Here is a 21,285-nt window from a genome sequence, read left to right as displayed (position 1 = left end):
AAATATTTCAAACTATCCGAAATTCTGTTAAGTTAAATACAGCTAAAAAATATGCTAAGTAGTACACTAAAAAAGATAAAAAGTAAAAAAAGTAGAAAAATTATAAAACAATATACTGGAAAAAATAAAAATGGGAAAATTAGAAAAGAGTACATTGAAATAAGTAAAAAATAGTTGAGAGTAAAAATTAAGAAATGTATGTTGCAGACCACTCCGGTCTTTTAGGTGGGTTTGCCTCAAGCATTTCTTTCCATTTTTCATCGGTCAGGCGTTCAGACATGGGCTGCTTAAACTCGTAATGGCTCATCACGGGTCCGGCTCCTAGAAGTATCCTGCCATCCGGAAGCTTATATGCAACTACCAGCATGTCAACATACCCGACTCCTTCTTCAAGTACGTCTCCTGAGTTTCCGTCGGTATGAACATCAGCGATTACTGTAGTTTTCTTAACATCATCATCGGCTCCATTTGTACCTTCAAGCTGGTCACCAAAATTCTTGATGAACTCGTATTCTTCGTTTGTCAATTCCTCATTTTCCAGTTCTTTTTCCGAAATTTTTTGAAGTTTTGTCAGGATCTCTTCAAGTCTTGCAAGTTTGCCCTCTGAATAGGGGTTAAGTACTTCCATTTCACTCAAACCCTGTTTTGTCATCTTTGTCAAGGCAAGCAGCTTGGCGTAAAAATCCGGAACAGGTTCAACATAACCCACAGCAGTTTTTTCTTCAGGTTCACCTGGTGCTGCGCTACCAACCATGGTTTCGCTCTGTTTTGCATAGAGAATCGTATCGTGCCTGAGTTCGGTCCAGGAAGCCAGCGACGTACTCAGTTCTTTGTCCTGCCAGGCATCGGTCTGCATAAAAGTCGGGTAGCCTGAGCCGTAGTCTTTCAGGAGGGGCTGAAGAGAATAAAGCCAGGACCAGTAAAGGTTCATGTTCCAATCGGCTGCGCTGAAGTTCGAAAACTCCGAATCCAGCTCTCCATACCTTGCGCTGTAATTTTTGTAGCTGGAATCGTTCAGTTCGTCAAGCCAGTAAACAGCTCTTCCCGAGCCCAGTAGAGCCATCACATCAAGCCCGCGTGGAAAGCCGCGAATTTGCTTTCCTGCTCCTGAGGTTACCAGCGTAAACGGAGCTTTATCTCCTTCTATAAGTTCTCCTTTATATTCTCCTGTATAGGGATCGACAATGTTTGAGAATACATAAGAATCCGGAATAAAACGCTGCCCCATAAAGCGGAAGCCCGTGGTGTTTTCGAGGCATTCGTCAGCCTGCTCGGAAGTAAAGGGCGGCTCCAGGACACAGTTTCCAGTACCACCATAGATCTTTGGGCCCTGGTATTCGACAAGTTTGGTTTTTAGTTCGTTGACCGCCGTTTCGTTAAATTGCCTTTTTCCACTACCAAAGACTGAATCCAGAGCTTCCATATACTCATAAGGCCCAAGGTCATCGGAAAAACCTACGTAAAAAGCTGTAATTGTATAGATCCTGTCCCAGTTCTTAAGGAGTTCAGGCTCTCTTTGGAGTTCAGAAGCAATTAAACTGGCCTGGATAGTTTGGATGCGAGCATCCTTTGCTGGGTCTTTTGATTTGATCAATTCACCTTTCAAGAGCATGCTCATTCTCCCATGCCACATAAAAGCCCTGAAGTAGTTTTCTAATTGCTCGGTGCGAGTATAGTGGCCTCGCGGTACATATTGAGAATAATCCTCCTCATACTGGAAAATTGGAGAAATAGCAAAGCCTTTGTGAGTTTCTATCAAAGTGAGTTCAGCTTCAACCTCTTTTTTTACGAAATCGGGAGTTTTGAACTGGTACTGTTTTGCTGTATCCTCAGGGAAAAGGGACATATAATCAGAATCGTAGTCATCTTCTTTCTGTATCTGCTCAGGTTTCGGCTGGAGAAGACTTAAAGCAACTGAGAAGTAGGCTGCATTTCTTCGTGCAGCTTCCTTTTCGTCTCCGGAAGCGCTGTTATACTTCTCGATAGAGGCATTTAGCAGAGAAAGGTCTGTCTTCCAGAGAGTATCGTAAAATTCCCTTTCTTCTATCAGTCTAAGAGTTTCATCAAACTGAATGTGGTAAAGATGCAGCAGGGTATCCGTAGTAATAAAAACAGGAATCTCCTCTTCCTGGAGGGAAGAATACATTGAAGTTATATCTTCTTCTCCGGGGTTGTAAGGATCCTTTATCACAACAAAGCCATTATTCTCCAGAAGCTTAAGATCAGACTCGTTCAGAGAAATTTTACCGGAAAAATTTCCATAATTGGAAATTTCCTCTTTTTTAAGAGGTAATTTATAAGAAGGCGCTTTTAACTCGAGATCAACAGCTTCAAGTCTGTAGTTTCCCGCAAGAGACGAATTTCCGGCTTCATAATCGGAGAGGTCTAATGCCTCGGTTTTCAGCCGACCAGTTAAAGAGTCTTGGTTATTGTCTACCTCCTCTGTCGTTGCATTCTTTTCTTGAACATCGTTATAAAGATTCGGTAAACTGTCGTTGTTCATTTCTTTGGTTGTTTCATTGCCGTTCTTTCCGTTTAAACCGGAACTTTGATCCAGACATCCTCCTGTAAAAAGAGAAACTATAAGGATTAAAAGAACTAAATAAATTTCAATTAGCTTGGTCCCGTACTTCATTCTTTCATCTCGGTCACTTTGGCTCAATATCTGATTCGAGATTTCTCGCTCAGAGGTGGGGTTTCTGCCTTCTCAGTCTCATAGTCCAGATGTCCTGTTTTGCAACCTAAGACCTGTAGAGAGGGGTCAAAAATTTTCAAATATTAATTTTTTTATGTTTGTTGAATTTAATATTTCAAACTATCTGAAATTCTGTTAAATAAAATCCAGCTAAAGAATATGCTAAATAGTACACTAGAAAATATAAAAAGTAGAAAAATTAGAAAACCATATACTGAAAGAAATAAGAATAGGAAAATTAGAAAATAGTACATTGAAAGAGATAAAAAATGGAAAAATTAGAAAATAGTTGAGAGTAAAAATTAAAAATCCGGTTAATAAAAAATTTAAACCATAGTGGTTAAGTTTTTTGACATTTAAAAGAAGAAAGTATATTCTTTTTCCTTTCCTCTTTTTCCTTTCCTCTTTTTCCTTTCCTCTTTTTCCTTTCCTCTTTTTCCTTTCCTCTTTTTCCTTTCCTCTTTTTCCTCTTTTTCTATTTCCCATTACTCATTCGGACTTAGAGGGTCTATCCTGAAAAGCAGAATCATGAATAGTGCAGTTACAGTCCCTGTCCCCCATAAAAGTGGGTCTCTGGTAAAATTCAGGAGCATGCCCATTACCAGCAATAAAGTCCCAATAGTCAGTAAAATCTTAAATTTTCTCTCCAATTTTTTCCCCCATTTCCCTTTTGAGTATTAAATTCTTAAGTATCGGTATCAGGCGCTGAAAGACGTCCAATAATTATTCCTTGTAGATAATTGGTTTTCCTACATTATCTATTTTTTGACATAGATCATCTGGTTAAAAGTCCAGTAATAATTGAGGTTAATATAATTAGAAAGAAATGCTCATACAGGAAATAACACTACGGGTATTTGTTTGATAAATAAAGCCATAGGAACACTGTACCACAGGATGGAAAACGAAAAATTCAGTTTAAACTTAATAAAATTTGTCTAAATATACACAGCTTCAAAATCCAGGCAATCTAATGGTTATCTGCTGGCTGGCAAGGGAAGATAGTCTCAACAAAAGATATCATATTAAAAATCTTTTTCCTTCTATTAACATACTTCCACGTTGTTTTTTGCATGACACCTGTGTTTATGGGGGCGATTACTATATCACTATTTATACTAAGTGTATACTAGTTGTATTAAAGTAAAGCATAAATATTCAGACTAACGCAACTATTCAGGCTACATGAGTAAGTTGATTGCTTTTGATACCAAAGATAAGTATGTTACCAATCGATAGAATCATAAAAAGCAGTTGTAGTCAACAATTAATAGAAACTGGTTCAGAAAAATATGTCCGTTAAGCTTTATTAAAAAAGATTATGAAAGTCGTTTCTCTAAGGCTGAGTTATTGGATAAAAGCGTAAAAAAGTTACAATTGGTAAAACCATAAAAATTAGAGCAGTTTGTTTAAGAAAATAAAATTTTTACACTTAATCACTTTTATACTTAATCACTTTACACTTACTAACTTTTATGCTTAATCACGTAAACGAGTGAGAAATATTTGATATTCAAGATTCATTTAAGGTTCATTTAAGGTTCATTTGAGAGCCATTCTTACAAATATTTTCTAATTATTTTAAAATCGGATCTCCAGTTTATATCTGGACTTTTTCAGGATTTGTACACTTGAACTGAGGAAGCAGTAGAATATGGATTCAAGCTGCAAGATAATTTATGGGTGATATAACTGTTAAATAAAGCACCAAATGTAAAAATGCTGAAAACTAAATCCGCTCTGGTTTCGGACCTGCCTTCGGATGAGGTTTATATATTCTTTAATCTCTGGGTTGGAAACGGTGGATATGGAAACTCGAAGAATCTAGAAAATCCGGTTGTATGTTTCAAAGTTGAAAAATCCTGGATTGAGGATAACAATCTCGACCAGGCTTAAATTATCCTGAACAGGTACAATGATACAAAATGGAACCGCTTTCAATCAACCAGCCTTTCAGGGGAAGATGATACATATCTGTATCATAGCCGAACTCCCTGGATTTCTCCTTTCGTAATAACGGGTAAGACGACAAAAAAAGAAATTTTGGCTGAAATTCCACCTGAGCCTGACGCTCAGACTTCTGCTCAAGAACCATTCTGCTCAAGAACCATTCTGCTCAAGAATCATTCTTATGCTTACGTTTTTTAGTTGTTCTGCTCATAACTTTTTGGGACTCTAAGCTCTGGAAATTAACAAAATACTCCAGAACAATACTTTCTGCACTTCCCTTCTATAAATATTACAGAAAGTCCGGGAAGTGCAAGTTTTGCCAGGATCAGTTCGGAAAGTTTGGGATTCAAGATCGTCTTTTCGATTTCTTTCCCTGATTCGACCTCATTCTCAGCTTTATCCATAACTTTTTCTGTTTTATCAGCCCGTTTATCAGTCTCATCTATCGCTTTCGAAGTTCCATTCACTGCTTCCTCTTCACTGGCATCGATATTGAAGACAGAAACATCAGGGGTTATTGCCTTAACTACTTTCCTGAGATCGGGAACAGCCTGCCCGCCGGTCATCGCTGCAACCTCATTCTGGAGTACAAGCACAAGCACATTGCAGCCTGTAGTCGCGGCACTCAGGAGTCCGAGAATGCCCGAATGCGCCAGAGCGAAATCTCCGATAACGGCTATACTCTTTTTCTCAAAGCCACATGCAACCGAGATTGCCGAGCCAAGCGCAAAACTAACATCAACTGCCGCAAGGGGCTCGGGTGCACTCCGGACGGAACAGCCCATATCACCGGCAATCCGCACGTCAAGAGTGCTGAGAAAGCGGTAAAGGGGAAGATACGCGCAGTCGTCACAGATTCCAACCCTGTTTTTCTTTTTGGCTTTGAGAGTAGTATCTGCAGGTTTTACAATTTCTTTTTCGATGTGCTCAAGGGCAAATTCAAGGTCTTCAGGTCTGACCTGCCCGTATGGAAGATGTCCTGTCTTTTTCCCATAAACCTTGCCAGTAACCCGGATCTGCTCCTCTATAAAGGGCTCGGACTCTTCGACAACGAGTATCTTCTGATTGCTATCCAGAAAAGCCTTTATCTTTTCGAGGGGAAGAGGGTTTACAAGGCCAAGAGCCAGGTGAGAAATTTCAGGGTGAGAAACCTCAGCATGAAACTCGTTCTGCTTTTTCAATAATTCTTCCACGATTGAAGACATGAAACCTGAGGAAATGATCCCCAGATATCCATGCTCCGAACCTGATCCGTTTCCGGTATTTCCGGCTGTCCTTTTTCGTATCTCATTAAGGTCGGTGTTTTCAGCTTCCTTTTCCAGTAGAGGGTAGGTTCTTGAGTGAAAAAGCCTGTGTTTTTCTACCATTCGTTTTTTCCAGATTGCACGGTCAAATTCAGGATGAGGAGAGGAAGACTTCCGAAGGCGGTTTATTTTTCCTTTAGTTTTTTCCAGGCTTGCAATGACCCTCAGAAGAACAGGCGTCCTTGTCTCTTCCGAAAGCTCGTAAGCTCGTCTAAGTGTCCTGTATGCCATATCTGGCGAAGCCGGGTCAAATACTGCTATCTCTGCTATCCGGCCATACCAGCGAGAATCCTGTTCATTCTGAGAGCCCTTTGCACCGGGATCATCTCCTGCAATTATGACAAGGCCGGCTCCTATGGTGTGGGTGACAGAGGTTATAAGAGGGTCAGAAAGCAGGTTCATCCCCACATGCTTTACAAGCACAAGCGTCCTTCTGCCAGAAACTGATGCTCCTAAAGCGTTTTCAAGGGCAACTTTCTCGTTTGTGAGCCATCTGGCATTATAATCCTGTATTTTGGAGGCATTTCGCATTATCTCGAAAGCTGCTGCCTTCCTGGAATCCAGGTTTTTTTCTTCTGAGGTATTTAAAAGCCCTTTTCCCACGGGTATTCTCAAAAAAAGTTCCATAAGGGAGGTAACAGGATAGCCGGGGACACCTGTTATGAAGCTGACATCACTATCAAGGGCTGCAAGGTAAAGGGCTTCAAACCCGGTGTATTCTGGTGCTTCTTTTTTTTCTTTCAAATTGATCCCACGCTGTGGAATTCAGAAGATGCCGAACTCAAAGTTTCGTAAAACCGGTTTGAAACTTGAGTTCCATCGAACTCAGTGTTCAAGCAATTCAAATCCGGTTTGAGGTTTTTATTTCGGCGTCCTTGCTTTTTACCTGTTTTTTTAGATTTCTTAAACGTTGTTTTTAAGCCCCTCGATATCAAGAGGCTTGATCGGAGTGCCTGGAATTATGGACTCATCAGGTCTTCCGAACCAGGGGAGAGAGGCAAGTGCACCTATTACTCCGTTGCCATCAAGCAGGACTTCCACACCGTTTTCTCTAGCGCACTGCAAAGCTTCGGCTTTCAAGATCCTTTCAGTCCGGCAGCGGTTGCTGTATTTATATAATCCTTTTGCATAGAAATCTGAAAGGACAACCAGTCCGGTTTGGGATGAAGCGGTGTATTTCTTAATCGCTTTTTTGAAAGTCTCTACCAGCCTTGATTTCGCTTTTTCATTCACACAGCCGAATTCAAGAACTGTAGACATGCAGTTCTGGGTTTTTTCCGGAACAGGGAAAAGCTGGACAAGAGAATGTGAAAGATAAACGGCTTCATGGCAGTCCAGTTTTCTTGCAATGTTGTGGGTCAGGGTCCAGGTGGCTCCTACGTCTTTTGAGTCCGTGTCGTCTATGCCTATAAGGACACGGTCTCTGCGCGGAACTGCAATCGTCCCCTTTGCGCATTTTTCGCCTCCTGATTCTGAGATCTTATAATGAAGAATTCCGTCTGCAAATGCCCTGCAACGGGTTGCGCCAACACCTCCGCCTCCTAATCCGGCATAGGTGATCTCCACCTCATTCCCTTTCACGACCACTGATTCGATACCTGCGGCAGCGATGGAAGGTTTGAGTTCCAGGTTTGAGGTTCCGGTTTTCATGAAATAGCGGATCATATTTCCGGTTGAACGGGCTTTCAGGACAAGGGGCGCTTTTGCATAATGGTAAAGGGACCAGCAGGCCCCACTATAACAATTGGAGTGCTCAATTATCTCTGCATACTCATTTGCTGCGTCACAGATAGCATAAATGCCTCTATAAGGCACAGTATAAGGATCATCCAGGATTACTTCCTCAATATCCCTGCTGTCCAGTGCACAAGCGTTTATATGTTTTGTAATTCAGAAAACCTCCTTTTTAGGGAATAAGAAACTGGGAGGGAAATTTGTTTAATCGAAATGCCCATCTCTTAAGATATATATAGATATCGTAATCTTAGTAATTCGATGAGATGAAATTCGATAAGTAAAGTTCGATATAAGTAAAGTTCGATATAAGTAAAGTTCGATATAAGTAAAGTTCGATATAAGTAAAGCTCGATATAAGTAAAGTTCGATATAAGTAAAGCTCGATATAAGTAAAGTTCGATATAAGTAAAGTTCGATATAAGTAAAGTTCGATATAAGTGAAGTTCGATAGTATGGTTTGGTTGGAGAATAAATCGTATGTAAACAACTTAATTTTGATATTCGATTATAGTTCCTGATAACAGATGTCCACAGGTTCTAATCTAATAAATCACTCGCGCTCGATACGAGCTAACTTTTATAAAATGACTATTTATCTTTTTATCGGTAGGTTTACTTGCTTCTTTTGTCTAGGATATTTAATGGGGAAATTTAAAGGAGACCTTGAAACCTTATTTAATCCACTTGAGATGCTCAATTAGGCTCAACTATTATGAATTTTTTTCAATATCCACGCCATATTTTGGCCAAGATTTTTCATATTATCAATGCCTTCTTGATCCTGTTCTACCTCTCCGATAGCATTTCCGTAAGCCATATTCCAGTAACTTGACCCTACCAGAAACATTTCTTTGCTATGTAAAAAATTGTTCAGGGTATCAAAGGCACTTATAGCACCGCCTCGGCGAGCAGCTACAACTGAAGCTCCTACTTTATGCTTGAAAAGCCCTCGATTTCCTGCAAGTACCATACTCGCCCTGTCAATTAAGGCTTTCATTTGAGAGGTCACACCAGCTGAATATACCGGCGATCCTAGAATAATTCCGTCTGAAGCAAGCATTTTTGCAAAACACTCATTAAAAAAATCATCCGTAATGACACATTGCTTATTTTTGTTTTTGTGGCAAGCCCGACAAGCTTTGCATCCTTCTATGCTTTTTCCAGATAGTTGAATAAGTTCGGTTTCAATGCCTTCTTTTGTTAATTCCTCAAATACGGTTTGAATCAGGATTGCAGTATTGCCGTCTTTTCGTGGGCTTCCATTAATGCCTATAACTTTCATAGTCTTCAACAACTTTTTTCAACTATTTTTTCGTATTTCTCAACCTGTTATTTTATTCTTGTTCAATTACGGAAAGTGATCAGAAAGTGACTATGTTGAGACCTTTTATATTGAACGCTTCTATACTGAGAGTTTCTGCACTTAGAGTTTCTGCACCGAGAGTTTCTGCGCTGAGAGTTCATCGAATTCTCTACATTAAACTCTTCTACACTGAGAGTTTCTACACTGAGAGTTCATTGAATTAGCTACATTGAACTCTTCTACATTGAAAGTCTCTACATTCAGAGTTTATGTCTTTAAGTTACTTTATCTTACAAAGCCTTCATCTTTGAGGCTCACGTATCTGCCTTCCCCGATAATAATATGGTCAAGCACATCAATTCCAAGGAGTTTTCCTCCTTCTATCATTTTCTCAGTGACCATTATGTCTTCTCGGCTAGGGCTTGGGTCCCCTGAAGGATGATTATGGACCATGATTACTGACGCTGACGATTCCATAAGGGCGGACTTGAAAACCTCACGCGGATGAACAATGCTCGCGTTCAAGCTGCCGATGGATACAACTTCTTCTTTCAGGATTTGATTTTTTGTATCAAGGCAAAGTGTTATAAATTTTTCTTTTTTTTGTTCGCGCATCTTAGGGTACATAAAGGTATATACATCCTTTGGGGAGCAGATTTTTCTTTTGGGCTCTTCCACAAAGGTCTCAAGCCGGCGGGCAAGTTCGAAAACTGCAGCTATCTGGGCAGCTTTGGCCTTTCCTACTCCATGAACCTTCATAAGCCTTGAAACATTTGCAAGACTGAGCTGCTTGATGCTGTATTCTGAAAATATTCGGCTGGACAGGCTGACAACATTCTCTTTATTTGATCCTGTCCTCAGGACAACTCCAAGCAGTTCTGCGTTCGAAAGCGATTCCGGCCCGTTTCGAATAAGCCTTTCCCTTGGGCGTTCCTGTTCAGGAATATCCTGAATTCTGACCTTGTTTATTTCCATAATCAACCCCCTATTTCCAATTAACGGAAAATTTCTGTATAAATCCAAATTTTAAGTTAGTCAAACAATTTAGTCAAACAGTTAGTCAAGCAAGTTAGTCAAACAGTTAGTCAAGCAAGTTAGTCAAACAAGTTAGTCAAGCAAGTTAGTCAAACAGTTAATCAAACTCTTTATAGATAATATCAAAGTTTCAATATTTGAATCTTCACAAAACGCTCTATAAAATTAAACAAAGAATAAAATGCCAGCCTTTACTTATACAGGAAAGTGCATAACGTTCTTTGATGAAAGTCATTTCAGTTGTCGGGTATAAAAAATCGGGTAAGACATCCGTAGTTTCAGCCCTTGTCCGGAATCTTTCCGGGTTCGGAACTGTGGGCACAATAAAACACATGGGTGAGCAGAGTCTCAATCCGGCAGAGACTGATACAGGCAGGCATTTTGATGCCGGGGCTGACACGGTAATAGGAATAACAGGCACAGAAGCAACAGGTACTGAACTTGTCAGTTTTTCCAGAGGCCAGAACCTTGAAGACGCTCTTGACCTGCTTTGCGACCAGGGGCTTGATTTTGCCGTGGTAGAGGGGTTCAAGGGAAGCAATCTTCCGAAAATTGCAATTGGCGACCTTCAGGGCGTTTCCAACGTAGTTTTCAGGCTGCCGTCGGACATCGATATGCACGAAGAACTTACAGCCTCTCTTGTAGGAATAGTCCTTGCACAGCCTGACCGGTACACCCTGGAAGCCCTTATAAAGAAAGTCAGAAAAAACCCGGTAACCCGAAAAGCAGGTGCAATCGGTACATTTACCGGCATTGTCCGCGAACTGGCCGGAAACGAGATAACTTCAAAGCTTGAATTCGAAAAATACGAACCGGAAGCTTCAAAAGTTCTTGACCAGATCCGGGAAGAACTCAAACAAAAAGAAGGCATCCTTGAAGTCCTGATACACCATAAAACAGGCGTTATCAAAGCCGGAGAAGACATAGTATACATTGTTGTCGCAGCCGCCCACAGGGGAGAGCTTTTTTCCGCCCTCAGCGAAGCCATAGACCGCATAAAAGCCGAAGCTCCTATCTGGAAGAAGGAATTCACGGAAAAAGAAGAATTCTGGGTCCACGACAGAGAACATCACGAAAATTAAAAAACAGATCTGAGCAGAAAGGAAAATAAAAATTATAGAGAAACCCGGAAATGATTCAATGGGCGGAAAAACAAACTTTAAAAAAACAGATACAGGGAAAACAGAAGTAATAAAAGCTGAAATTAAAGAAGCGGATCCCGAAGAAGATAAAACAAAATTCAGAAGTGCCGTCGTGCTGGCAGGCGGCAGGGGCAGGCGGATGGGCACGGTCGAAAAAGCCCTTCTCGAATTCGAAGGAAAAACAATTATTGAGCGCCTGCTGGAAAGCCTTTTCCGGGTTGTGGACGAGGTTATTATCTCGTTCCGGGACAAAAAGCAGGAAGAAAAGTTCAGATCTGTGATTGAAAAATTCTCTGCCCATGAAATCCGTTTCTGTTTTGATACTCTGGAAGACGCCGGTCCCCTTGAAGGCATCCGGGCGGGGCTGCTTGAATCCAGAGCAGAGTATTCTTTTGTCTGCGCGGGGGATATGCCTTTTGTAGATTCCAGGGTTGTATACCTGCTTTTTGAGAAAGCAAGCGGACATGATGCTGCCCTTCCAAAACGGGAAGATGGAAAATTTGAGCCTCTACATGCAGTTTATTCAAAAAAAATGATTCCTGAAATTGAAAAAGCTTTTGAGAACGGAAGGTGTTCAGTTCTTACGCCGGTTTTTGAAATGAAGTATGTTGTTTTTGTTGAGGTTTCGGAAATTCGGGAAATTGATCCTGAATTGAGGAGTTTTGCGAATATAAATACTGCTGATGAGATGCAACGTATTATAGAGCTTTCGGGCAAAAAAGAAAAATCATTAAATTAGATTACACGCTGTGGATAATTTTTGGAATAATAAATTAACAAAATTCCGTTTTCTGTTTTTTACATCATCGTTTTCGACTATTCCTCCACCATTAATTAAAATCGAAAGTTATTTAGATGACAATCACTTTTATTTTTTGAATCAGTTTTCCTTTTATGTAATACATTTTCAATAATTGCGGTTTCAAAGACTTATTGAACTTTTGATTGTTTTTCTTTAGGCAGGGACTTCAGATGGAACTGAATGAAATCAAAGATCTAATTTTAAAAGCTAAAGAAAGTAACGCGACTACACTTGATCTTTCGTCCAAAAGACTAACTTCGTTGCCGCCGGAAATCGCAGAACTCAAAAATCTTACTAGACTTGACATCTCAGCAAATCAATTGAGTTTGCTGCCACCAGAAATCGCAGAGTTGAAAAATCTTACTAAGCTTAACGTATCTGGTAATAAATTGACTTCGATGCCTCCGGAAATCACAAAACTGAAAAATCTTACTACACTTGAAATATCCGTTAATAAATTGACTTCGTTGCCTCCAGAAATCACAAAACTGAAAAATCTTACTACACTTAACATCTCTTCGAATCGATTAACTTCATTGCCGTCGGAAATTGCAGAGTTGAAAAATCTTACTACACTTAACATATCTAGTAATGAATTAACTTCACTGCCATCGGAAATCACAGAGTTGAAAAATCTTACTATACTTAACATATCTTCAAATCAATTAACTTCACTGCCACCGGGAATCGCAGAGTTGAAAAATCTTACTACACTAGATATATCTTGGAATCAATTGATTTCGCTACCGCTTGGAATCGCAGAGTTGAAAAATCTTATCACACTTAACATGGCTTGGAATCAATTGACTTCGTTGCCGCCGGGAATCACAGAGTTGAAAAGTCTTACTACACTTTACATGTTTTGGAATCAATTGACTTCGTTACCGCTGGAAATCACAGAACTGAAAAATCTTACTAGACTTGACATATCTCGTAATGAATTGACTTCGTTGCCTTCGGAAATCACAGAACTGAAAAATCTTACTAGACTTGACATATCTCGTAATAAATTGACTTCGTTTCCTCCGGAAATCACAGAACTGAAAAATCTTACTACACTTATCCTCTCTGATAATCAATTAAGTTCGCTGCCGCCAGAAATATTAGAATTAGGTATAGATATTGAGTGGGAAGGTAATTCGGCAGAAAAAGGAATATTCTTAGAAGGAAATCCTCTTGAAAATCCTCCAATAGAGATTGTAAAACAGGGCCGTGAGGCAGTTATCAATTATTTCAAGTCATTTGAAGGTGAAAAGAAACCGTTAAATGAAGTTAAAGTTTTGCTGGTAGGAGATGGAGAGGCGGGCAAAACCTCACTGGTGAAGAGAATTTTTGGGGAAGAAGTTGATGGTAATGAGTCACAAACTCAGGGAATCAATATCAGGAAGTTGGCAATAAATAATGGAGATCGAGAAATCAAGGCTAATTTCTGGGATTTTGGTGGGCAAGAAATCATGCACGCCACTCACCAGTTCTTTTTGTCAAAAAGGAGTCTTTACATTCTGGTGTTGGATGGAAGAAAAGATGAGAAGCCTGAATACTGGCTTAAACTCATAGAAAATTTCGGTGGAGATTCCCCTGTTTTAGTTGTGATTAATAAAATAGATCAAAATCCAGCTTTTGAACTAAACAGAAAGTTCCTGGGAGAAAAATATTCGTCAATAAGGGGATTTTACAGGCTATCCTGCAAATCAGGAGAAGGAATTGAGGAATTTCTAAAAATTCTTGAAGATGAATTAAAGACGGTTAAACATCTTGAAATTAAGTGGCCTATAAGCTGGTTTAATGTAAAGAGTAGGCTTGAAGAAATATGCCCGAGCTGTCCTTCGACTAAAGTCAATGGAGACTGTGAGCACTGTAATTTCATCGAATATAAACAATATGAAACAATGTGTGATGAAGAAGGAATAAAAAGTGAATCAGCACAGAACACCCTTGTTGATTTCCTTCATGACTTAGGTGTAATACTTCATTTCAGAGACATACCTCTATTAAATACATATGTTTTAGAACCTCAATGGGTTACTAATGCTGTATATAAAATCGTTAACTCAAGGGAAATTGCCGAATCTAAAGGAATTCTAAAACCTGACAGCATGCTTCCTGAGATATTAAAGAAGAATACTGAAGCAGATTTTTGTTATCCTCCCTATCAATATGGTTTTTTTGTTAGTTTGATGAAAAAATTTGAATTATCTTACGATCTTGATGATAACACTGTTCTCCTTCCTGCCTCGCTGGAAATTCAGGAACCTGATTTTGAATTTGATTACGAAGGAACTCTAAGGTTTGTAATAGACTATGATTTTCTTCCTCCTTCGGTAATGCCACGTTTCATCGTAAAGATGAATAGGGATATAAAAGATGATCTGCGCTGGCGCACAGGTGTGGTTCTGGAGAACAAAGGTTACCATTCTACTGCGGTGATCAGAGCAGACATTGAAGCAAAGAGAATAAGCATTTACGTAAATGGGAACCAAAGAAGGGACTATTTCTCAGTTATCCTACAGATGTTTCGGGAAATAAACAATAGTTTCGAAAAATTAAAAGCAATAGAAAAAATTCCATTGCCTGATAATCCAGAAGTGACTGTAAGCTATGATCACTTAATCAAACTGGAGTTAAAAGGACGTGAAACTTATATGCCCGATGGCTCTGATGATGAATATAATGTAAGTGATCTTCTTGGAACAGTAATTAATAGAAGTAACGAGAGAGCACTACTGGAAGAAATACTGCGAATAGCAGAAATGAATGGAAGCAATGGGAATGAAATACTGAAAATACTTCGAAAATTACAAGAAATAGAAGAAGAATCTGATACTGAAGATACTCTGCTGGAAAAATTAAACAAAATTGTTATGGCTGAACCCAACTTTTATGGCGTTGGGCTTAGGTTAAATGAAATAATGAAAATCTACTTGAAAAGTAAAAAATCAAAAAAGTGGTAATTAATCTATATTCAGATATGCTCTTGCGTGATATGATTTAGATCATTTGAAAAGCCTGTATATTCATTTTTTATGTCTTTGTCTATATTCTTATTTAGGAAAAGGCCGGTCGCCTGCGACGACCGGTGAGAGCCTGAGGCTATAAGAACCGATTTTCTCTGGCGGTTCTAGTATAATTAAGTAAAAAGTGAATCTTTTTTGTGCAGAACTTTTAAACATTATTTCATTTGTTAGTTAATGTTTTTGAAAAAAGATTATCAGTTCAAAATCTCAAACTCTGACCAGTATAGCCATATTCGCTATCCTGAACCGTTTTTTCCCGTTCGACGTAGGAGAGCGGCTTTTCCCGCAAAAAATACAAAATATAGGGGAAACTAATGAATAAAAGCCATTGTGGACACCTGTAAAAACCTACCTGTAGAAAGAAATATGAAGATTCCTTCTTTTAACCCTTAAATAAATCAAATAACTAATCAGAAACAGTTAATCAGGAACCAATGATTTTTACCTAATTTCTTTACATTCTGGCATCTTCGACCTTTCTTTACCTTCCCGCATCCTCTATCTCAAACTTTACATCTCGTTTTGCAAGCTCTTTTATAATCTCTTCCATAAATACCCCAGGACCCGGCGCATGTCTATGGTGGAATTCCTTGACTTTGCCTGGCTCTCCGCCAACGCTGGTTATTTCCACGCCGCATGAAGGGCTTTTCGGGACGCCTAGAATTTTTATTTTTACGCCGCTTGCTGCAAGGTCTTCGAGCAGGTCTGCAAAATGGGTAAAGATTTCTCTGCAAAACCGCCGGTAAGCAGGATGGTCAAGCTGATCTTTAGTAATTTCCCGGCGCTTCATTCCGAAAAACGTCGCTTCCGGGCAGGGGAGCTGGATAACGTTTGCGCCTCGCGTATCAATAGGCTGGGCTGGTTTTACTCCTTTTACTCTTGCAAGGGGGTTGAGCAGGCAGTGGCCTATGACCAGGACTTCTTCGGTTTCGCCGCCGTCAGAGGGTTTTTCAGAAACGTGGGAGCACTCGTAATTTTCCAGCTTTTTCATATCCTCACCTGTATTTCGCTTAATAACATTTTTCTCGCGTCTTCTGTTTCTTCTACAGCTTTGACAATGGGTCACAGAATATTCTTTCTCTGCTTTCAGGAGGCAGTAAAAGGGGTGAGTGTTTTTAAAATCATTTCCTCACCCCTTAAGTAGTACTGCAGTTTCGTCTTTCATTCCGTCAAGAGTTAATCCTGCTAAGACTCAATCCTGTCAAGAGTAGCTTTGAAACTCTCCAGATGATCACCTTCTTCTAAGCAGGTACACTCCAGTAAGCCCGATTACTCCGTAAATCATTTCAAAGCCTGGAATACCTTTATTTTCTTCTTGCTCAGAAGGTTGCTCAACACCTGTTGTTGCGTTTCCAGTGTTGTTTCCAATATTGCCTCCAGTATTAGTACTGAGGTTTTCAGTATCAGGTTCAGTCTGTGTTTCATTTCCGGCTTCCTCTGGTGTTGCTCCGGTTATTGCAAAGAATGAGAATTCCGAGGGGTGTGCCGTGAAATACAGATATTGGCCGTCTTCTTTTAACAGGGTCGCTGGTAGTTGTGACCATTTTTTGTCACTGTAGCTATTGAGCATGATTGAATTCTGGTTGATCTTCTTATCCTGCAGCCAGGACTTTTCAATCTTGAAGCATAGTTCAGGGTTTTCAATATTCTTTGAGGTAGCAAATCCTGAGTTTCCGACCCAGAGGTTGAAGTACTTATAGACCTCACCCGAGTTCAGTTCTGAAACCAGAGTTGATTTTCCTTTGAGTTGTTCGGCAATGGCTGTAATCTTACCTGCAGTCTTCTTTGCATCAAAGCTGACATACACAACACAGGTTGCGTTATTTGGGAAATCAAACATTACAGACTTTCCGTTTAAAACCTGTGCCTGCGAAAGTTCCTTGACTTGAACGTTAGTTTGAGGTTCAGGGGAACCACCGCCGCCACCGCTACTTCCACTGCTGTGGCTGCTTCCACCAGAAGTGCCATCTGAACCGCTATCTGAACTGTCGCCAGAAGTGCCATCTGAATTGCCATCTGAATTGCCATCTGAATTGCTATCTGAATTACCATCAGAACTGCTGCTATTATTACCTACGACTTCTTCTGAAGGAGGCTCTGTTACGTTATCGGAAGGAGTAACTGTTGAATTAGTTGATGCCGGAGGTTGCTCAGGCGTTGAAGAATTCGACGTTGCAAGAGCTGCATAGTCGATTTCATTTTCGCTAAGGGTTGCTGTCTCCTCTGCTATGCCGTCTCCGTCTACATCGTAATGTGTTTGAGAAAAGCCTGTTCCATCAGGTTTAGCCCAATAGTTTCCTGCAATATAGGGGCCACCTATAATGTTTTTTCCTGTTGTTCTGGTAGTGTTCCATATGTTAGGGTAGCCATAATAGCCATCAAAAATTACATTTACTGTGTTATTGAAATAATTGTTATAGATTTTGCTACTAGCATCTGCTTTATCGTAAAGCCCACATTTCTTGTTAAAACTTATAGTATTACCGGCAATATCAGCGCGGCCTTCGTACAGCAGGGCTATACCCTGATCATTTTCTGTAATTGTGTTATTCTCAATTTGGGAATTTCCTGAATCTCCCACAACGACTCCTATTTCACAGTTAGAAATCCTGTTGTTTTTGACAGTAGCACCGTAATAACATTCCCCAACAGAAACTCCTGATTCACAATTTGAAATTTCATTATTATCTATAGTAAAAGTAGAGTACAGATTTGTGTCAATGCCTGTACCATAATTCAGGATTTTATTTTTTTCAATTATGCAGTTAGAGAACTGACCGAGATTTATTCCATAAGAAGTATCAGTACCTTTTAGGGTAAAACCTTTAATGGTTATCTCCTGTGCATCACCTGTTAGGTAAAAACCATTTCCTTGAATTATCGTGTCTTCAGGATTGCCTGATTGAGACATAATAACCATATCATATGTACTGAGAGTAACATTCTCATAATAAGTACCAGGTTCTACAATTATAGTGTCTCCGTGCGTTGCATTATTCACAGCTGACTGTATTGATTCACCATTGTGCACTATTATTTCAGCTGCAGCACCTATTCCAGACGCTGTTATAAATATAAAAATTGCTAATAATAATGCAATAAAGCGATTTTTCATTTCCTACATCTCCAATTTAAAGTCACTTTATTATTTTTGATATATAAGTTATATTATAAGGTACATCTTGAATCTTAATAAGTTTACAGGTCTTCAAAAACAATGAAAAAATATTTTTTATTTTAAAACAAGCACATATAGTGAAATTGCTTGAAAATCATTCTCCTACTAACGAAAACAATTGATTAAATGGGAGTTTTAAACGAAAGATGGGGTGACTTTCGGGGTTCCAGTTTGATGATTCGGAGATTTAGGAGATTTAGGAGATCTGAAAGAATCGGAATTGATGGTGACTTCACTACCTACATGAATCCAAGTGTACTGATTCCAAAATAAATCTCTTTTTTGGCGGGAAAGTCGTTAATTAACAGACAGATCAACTATTGTCGAGTCATCCACTAAGTATCGTATAATTGAGTCCTTGATAATTGATTCAATACTATGTCTTTCAATTAGCCTTTACCTGGTCTTCACTTGGCTTTCACTTGGCTTTCACTTGGCTTTCACTTGGCTTTCACTTGGCTTTCACTTGGCTTTCACTTGGCTTTCACTTGGCTTTCACTTGGCTTTCACTTGGCTTTCACTTGGCTTTCACCTTTTTTTCACCTTTTTTTCACCTTTTTTTCACCTTTTTTTCACTTGGCTTTCACCTGTTTTTCACTTAGCCTCCACCTGTATTACCTTTGTACGAAAATAAGAGATTATATATTTATCTTCTGCATATGTATTCAAAAATGGTCTCTGTGAACCTGCATGCCAGCTATACTTTTGCGATCTGTTTGGGTATGTTTGCAAGAGAAATGCAGGAGCACTGCCCTTATAATTGGAAGGTTACGGCACATGTATGAAGATTTTGGAACAATACTTAACAGAGGATTTTACAGCTGGTTTAGAAATTTAAATATCTGTATTCCATTCATCCTTAATTTTCTTATCAATATGATTATTTATGTCCTTTTCGTTAGCTTGATGGGCATTTTGTTCTTTACCTCAAATACAGGAAGTATTATCGATCCTGCAACCCTTTCCAATAAGGAAATTCTTTCCATATTATGGAACGGTTTTTCTGAGAACTTCGGACTGTTCTTATTTGTGATTATCGCGTTTTTTCTGTTTTCATTGTTCGTGCAGTCCTTCTTCACAGCAGGAGCAATAGGGATGGCAAAAAAAGCCTCTGAGACAGGAGATACCGGGATCTTTGATATGCTGGTTTCAAGTTCAAAAAACACCATCAGGCTTTTCCTTACAATCCTGCTAACTACCCTACTCCTGCTTGTAGGAATCATATTTATAGTGCCAGGAGCCTTTGCAGTAGGGAACCTGAATACGTTTATCCAAAATCCAGAAGCTTCAGTAAACGGCATGATAGCGCTAGGTATAGGATTTATTCTCTGGATCGCTTATATTATATTTCTCAATCTCGTACTTGCCCTCAGCAGTTATGCTCTTGTGATCGACGAGCTTGGACCCCTTGAGGCTTTGGGTGAAGGTTTTCGTTTCTTTAGAAATAATAAACTGGACGTTTCCATTATCTGGATAATCACTATCGGATTAGCTCTAATCAATGGTTATGTCAGCGAATTTGTAGACTCGGGAAACATCCTGTTTACAGCAATTATATCTCTGGTTCCTATTGTGATTCTGCAGCCTCTCACAACTGTCCTGTGGACACGCCTCTACCTGACAAGAAAAGGAAGAAAGCTCTATGACCCTTCAGATCTGCTCTCCGTCCCGGATAGCTTCTGAAAAGTTAGTTTTTGAAAGATCTTTCCGAGATTGTAGTTTCTCGAAGATCTTTCTCGAAGTTTCTGTTGGGGAATGTTATTTCAGTGCTACTGTCAAAAACAACAGGATTTCTAACTGTGAAACAGGAGTGAAAGGCCTTTCTGAAGGATAATTTCTGAAAGGCTATTGCAAGGTTAATTCTGAATTTAAGCCCGACCTAGCAACTTGCAGGCCTGACATACCTCTTCAGTGCAAGTTTCCCCGCAAATCCTGCACTTCCCGATTTTTGCAGGTGGCATTTCTTTACAAAGTGCTCCTACAAGCTTGTCAAAGCCCCTTAGCAGAGAATATTTGGTTCCAGGGTGCTTTGCCTCAAAGTTGTTCAGAAGCTCCCTTATCTCTCCTCGTAAAGCTTCTCCTGCATACGGGCATTCGCTGAAGTCCACAGGGAGGGAGTTTACAAGAGCATAAAGTGCCACTTCTTTTTCAGGGATATTCCTCAGGGGTTTTGCTCGCAAGACCAGGCCTTCAATAGCTGCAGGCGGAGCAAGTCTGACCATGCGCTCCACATCTCCCCTTAAGTGGTTGAGAAGAATTGTCTGGGCTTCATCATCCAGGTTATGTCCTGTAACGAGTTTTGTTGCTCCGATTTCAAGCGCGGTTCTATTGAGAATATTCTTTCTAAGGACGCCGCAGTAGCTGCATGCGCCTTTTTCCCGGTCCATTGCAGCCAGTTCGTCCATAGTTACTCCGTGTACCTCTTTGAAGGACTTTATGATATGCCTCACCCCAAGCATCTTTGTGAGGCTTTTTGCAACTTCGAGGGAATGAGGGCGATATCCGTTTATTCCTTCGTCCACTGAAATTGCAACGATTTCAATGTCTGGCCTGTTCCCCAGAATTTTGTGCATTATATAGAGGGCAACTGAGCTGTCCTTACCCCCGCTTAGAGCAACAGCTATCACATCATTTTTACGGATACTATACTCTTTTCGTATTGTCAGTTTGATTTTCCTTTCGACATCTTCTACAAAATGTTTCTTGCAAAGGTGCATCCCGGAATATTTCTGAAAAACGATGGCTTCATGATTGCATTTTTTGCATTTGATTGTCATTTGAATCCTTTTTTCTGCCAATTACCTGAAAATAATCTGAAAAGCTGAAATCTGACAAACAGATATAATTTAATTATTTTCAATTATTCTATGCCAGAATTCATTTAGGAAAGGAACCGCTCATATATATTGCTTTTTATGTATTTTTGTGGAAGAGCGTTTTTACAGATTTTTTGCTTATTTTCAGAATTTTTTATACATATTCTGGTAGTGTCTCAAATTTGCTGAAAATTTGAAGTCAAGTTTTTGCATAGTATGGAGAAAATTGATCTGTCGATACGGAATTTTTCTACCCAATAACTTATTGAGATTTGTGATTTTACAGAAAAATTGGCACACTGCCCATAT

General features: G+C 39.6%; 13 protein-coding genes and 1 pseudogene. 5 read left to right on the top strand and 9 right to left on the bottom strand.

Annotation, left to right across the window (positions count from 1 at the left end):
* Positions 1-187 precede the first annotated feature (187 nt).
* Positions 188-2,635 (bottom strand): DUF3160 domain-containing protein, encoded by a 2,448-nt coding sequence (locus tag MSBRM_RS11790; RefSeq protein ID WP_048116572.1) that lies wholly within the window; start codon positions 2,633-2,635, stop codon positions 188-190.
* A gap of 545 nt (positions 2,636-3,180) precedes the next feature.
* A complete protein-coding gene (locus tag MSBRM_RS20500; RefSeq protein WP_155396437.1) occupies positions 3,181-3,345 on the bottom strand; it encodes a hypothetical protein in 165 nt (54 codons plus the stop codon).
* 1,069 nt (positions 3,346-4,414) lie between these two features.
* On the opposite strand from MSBRM_RS20500, the pseudogene MSBRM_RS20495 reads away from it, so the two are divergent.
* A pseudogene (locus tag MSBRM_RS20495) lies at positions 4,415-4,843 on the top strand (PGF-pre-PGF domain-containing protein).
* A 41-nt stretch (positions 4,844-4,884) separates the two neighbouring features.
* Here the strand turns inward: MSBRM_RS20495 and MSBRM_RS11775 are convergent.
* The 4 genes from MSBRM_RS11775 to radC form a co-directional block, all read right to left on the bottom strand.
* Complete coding sequence (locus MSBRM_RS11775; protein WP_048116577.1) at positions 4,885-6,693, bottom strand: thiamine pyrophosphate-dependent enzyme; 1,809 nt, start codon at positions 6,691-6,693, stop codon at positions 4,885-4,887.
* Positions 6,694-6,852: 159 nt separating this feature from the next.
* Positions 6,853-7,764: a methanogenesis marker protein 11 gene (mmp11, locus tag MSBRM_RS11770; RefSeq protein WP_080941428.1), complete on the bottom strand. Its 912-nt coding sequence runs from the start codon at positions 7,762-7,764 to the stop codon at positions 6,853-6,855.
* 625 nt (positions 7,765-8,389) lie between these two features.
* Entirely contained in the window at positions 8,390-8,968 is a 579-nt protein-coding gene (locus tag MSBRM_RS11765; protein ID WP_048116585.1) for a flavodoxin family protein, read from the bottom strand.
* A 306-nt stretch (positions 8,969-9,274) separates the two neighbouring features.
* The gene (radC, locus tag MSBRM_RS11760) at positions 9,275-9,964 is read right to left on the bottom strand and encodes a RadC family protein (RefSeq protein ID WP_048116588.1); all 690 of its coding nucleotides are present in this window, start codon (positions 9,962-9,964) and stop codon (positions 9,275-9,277) included.
* Between the two features lie 284 nt (positions 9,965-10,248).
* Here radC and MSBRM_RS11755 point away from each other — a divergent pair, with 284 nt between their 5' ends.
* The 3 genes from MSBRM_RS11755 (at position 10,249) to MSBRM_RS11745 (ending at position 14,919) form a co-directional block, all read left to right on the top strand.
* Positions 10,249-11,106, top strand: coding sequence for a molybdopterin synthase (locus MSBRM_RS11755; protein WP_048116591.1), 858 nt, complete (start codon positions 10,249-10,251; stop codon positions 11,104-11,106).
* A gap of 58 nt (positions 11,107-11,164) precedes the next feature.
* Entirely contained in the window at positions 11,165-11,905 is a 741-nt protein-coding gene (gene mobA, locus MSBRM_RS11750; RefSeq protein ID WP_080943706.1) for a molybdenum cofactor guanylyltransferase, read from the top strand.
* Positions 11,906-12,138: 233 nt separating this feature from the next.
* Positions 12,139-14,919, top strand: a complete 2,781-nt coding sequence (locus MSBRM_RS11745; RefSeq protein WP_052712873.1) for a leucine-rich repeat domain-containing protein — start codon at positions 12,139-12,141, stop codon at positions 14,917-14,919.
* Positions 14,920-15,463: 544 nt separating this feature from the next.
* Here the strand turns inward: MSBRM_RS11745 and MSBRM_RS11740 are convergent.
* Both MSBRM_RS11740 and MSBRM_RS11735 read right to left on the bottom strand, forming a co-directional pair.
* Entirely contained in the window at positions 15,464-15,973 is a 510-nt protein-coding gene (locus tag MSBRM_RS11740; protein WP_048116594.1) for a DUF523 domain-containing protein, read from the bottom strand.
* Positions 15,974-16,213: 240 nt separating this feature from the next.
* The gene (locus tag MSBRM_RS11735; RefSeq protein WP_052712872.1) at positions 16,214-18,097 is read right to left on the bottom strand and encodes a PGF-pre-PGF domain-containing protein; all 1,884 of its coding nucleotides are present in this window, start codon (positions 18,095-18,097) and stop codon (positions 16,214-16,216) included.
* Positions 18,098-18,937: 840 nt separating this feature from the next.
* Between MSBRM_RS11735 and MSBRM_RS11730 the strand changes: the two genes are divergently transcribed.
* Positions 18,938-19,843, top strand: a complete 906-nt coding sequence (locus MSBRM_RS11730; RefSeq protein ID WP_048155816.1) for a DUF7847 domain-containing protein — start codon at positions 18,938-18,940, stop codon at positions 19,841-19,843.
* 185 nt (positions 19,844-20,028) lie between these two features.
* Here MSBRM_RS11730 and MSBRM_RS11720 read toward each other — a convergent pair whose 3' ends face one another.
* Entirely contained in the window at positions 20,029-20,937 is a 909-nt protein-coding gene (locus tag MSBRM_RS11720; RefSeq protein ID WP_048157060.1) for a TIGR00269 family protein, read from the bottom strand.
* Positions 20,938-21,285 lie beyond the last annotated feature (348 nt).

The organism is Methanosarcina barkeri MS (assembly GCF_000970025.1).
Lineage (GTDB): Archaea > Halobacteriota > Methanosarcinia > Methanosarcinales > Methanosarcinaceae > Methanosarcina > Methanosarcina barkeri.
Note: the sequence above shows the minus strand (reverse complement) of the source record. Positions and strands in the feature narration are given on the sequence as shown.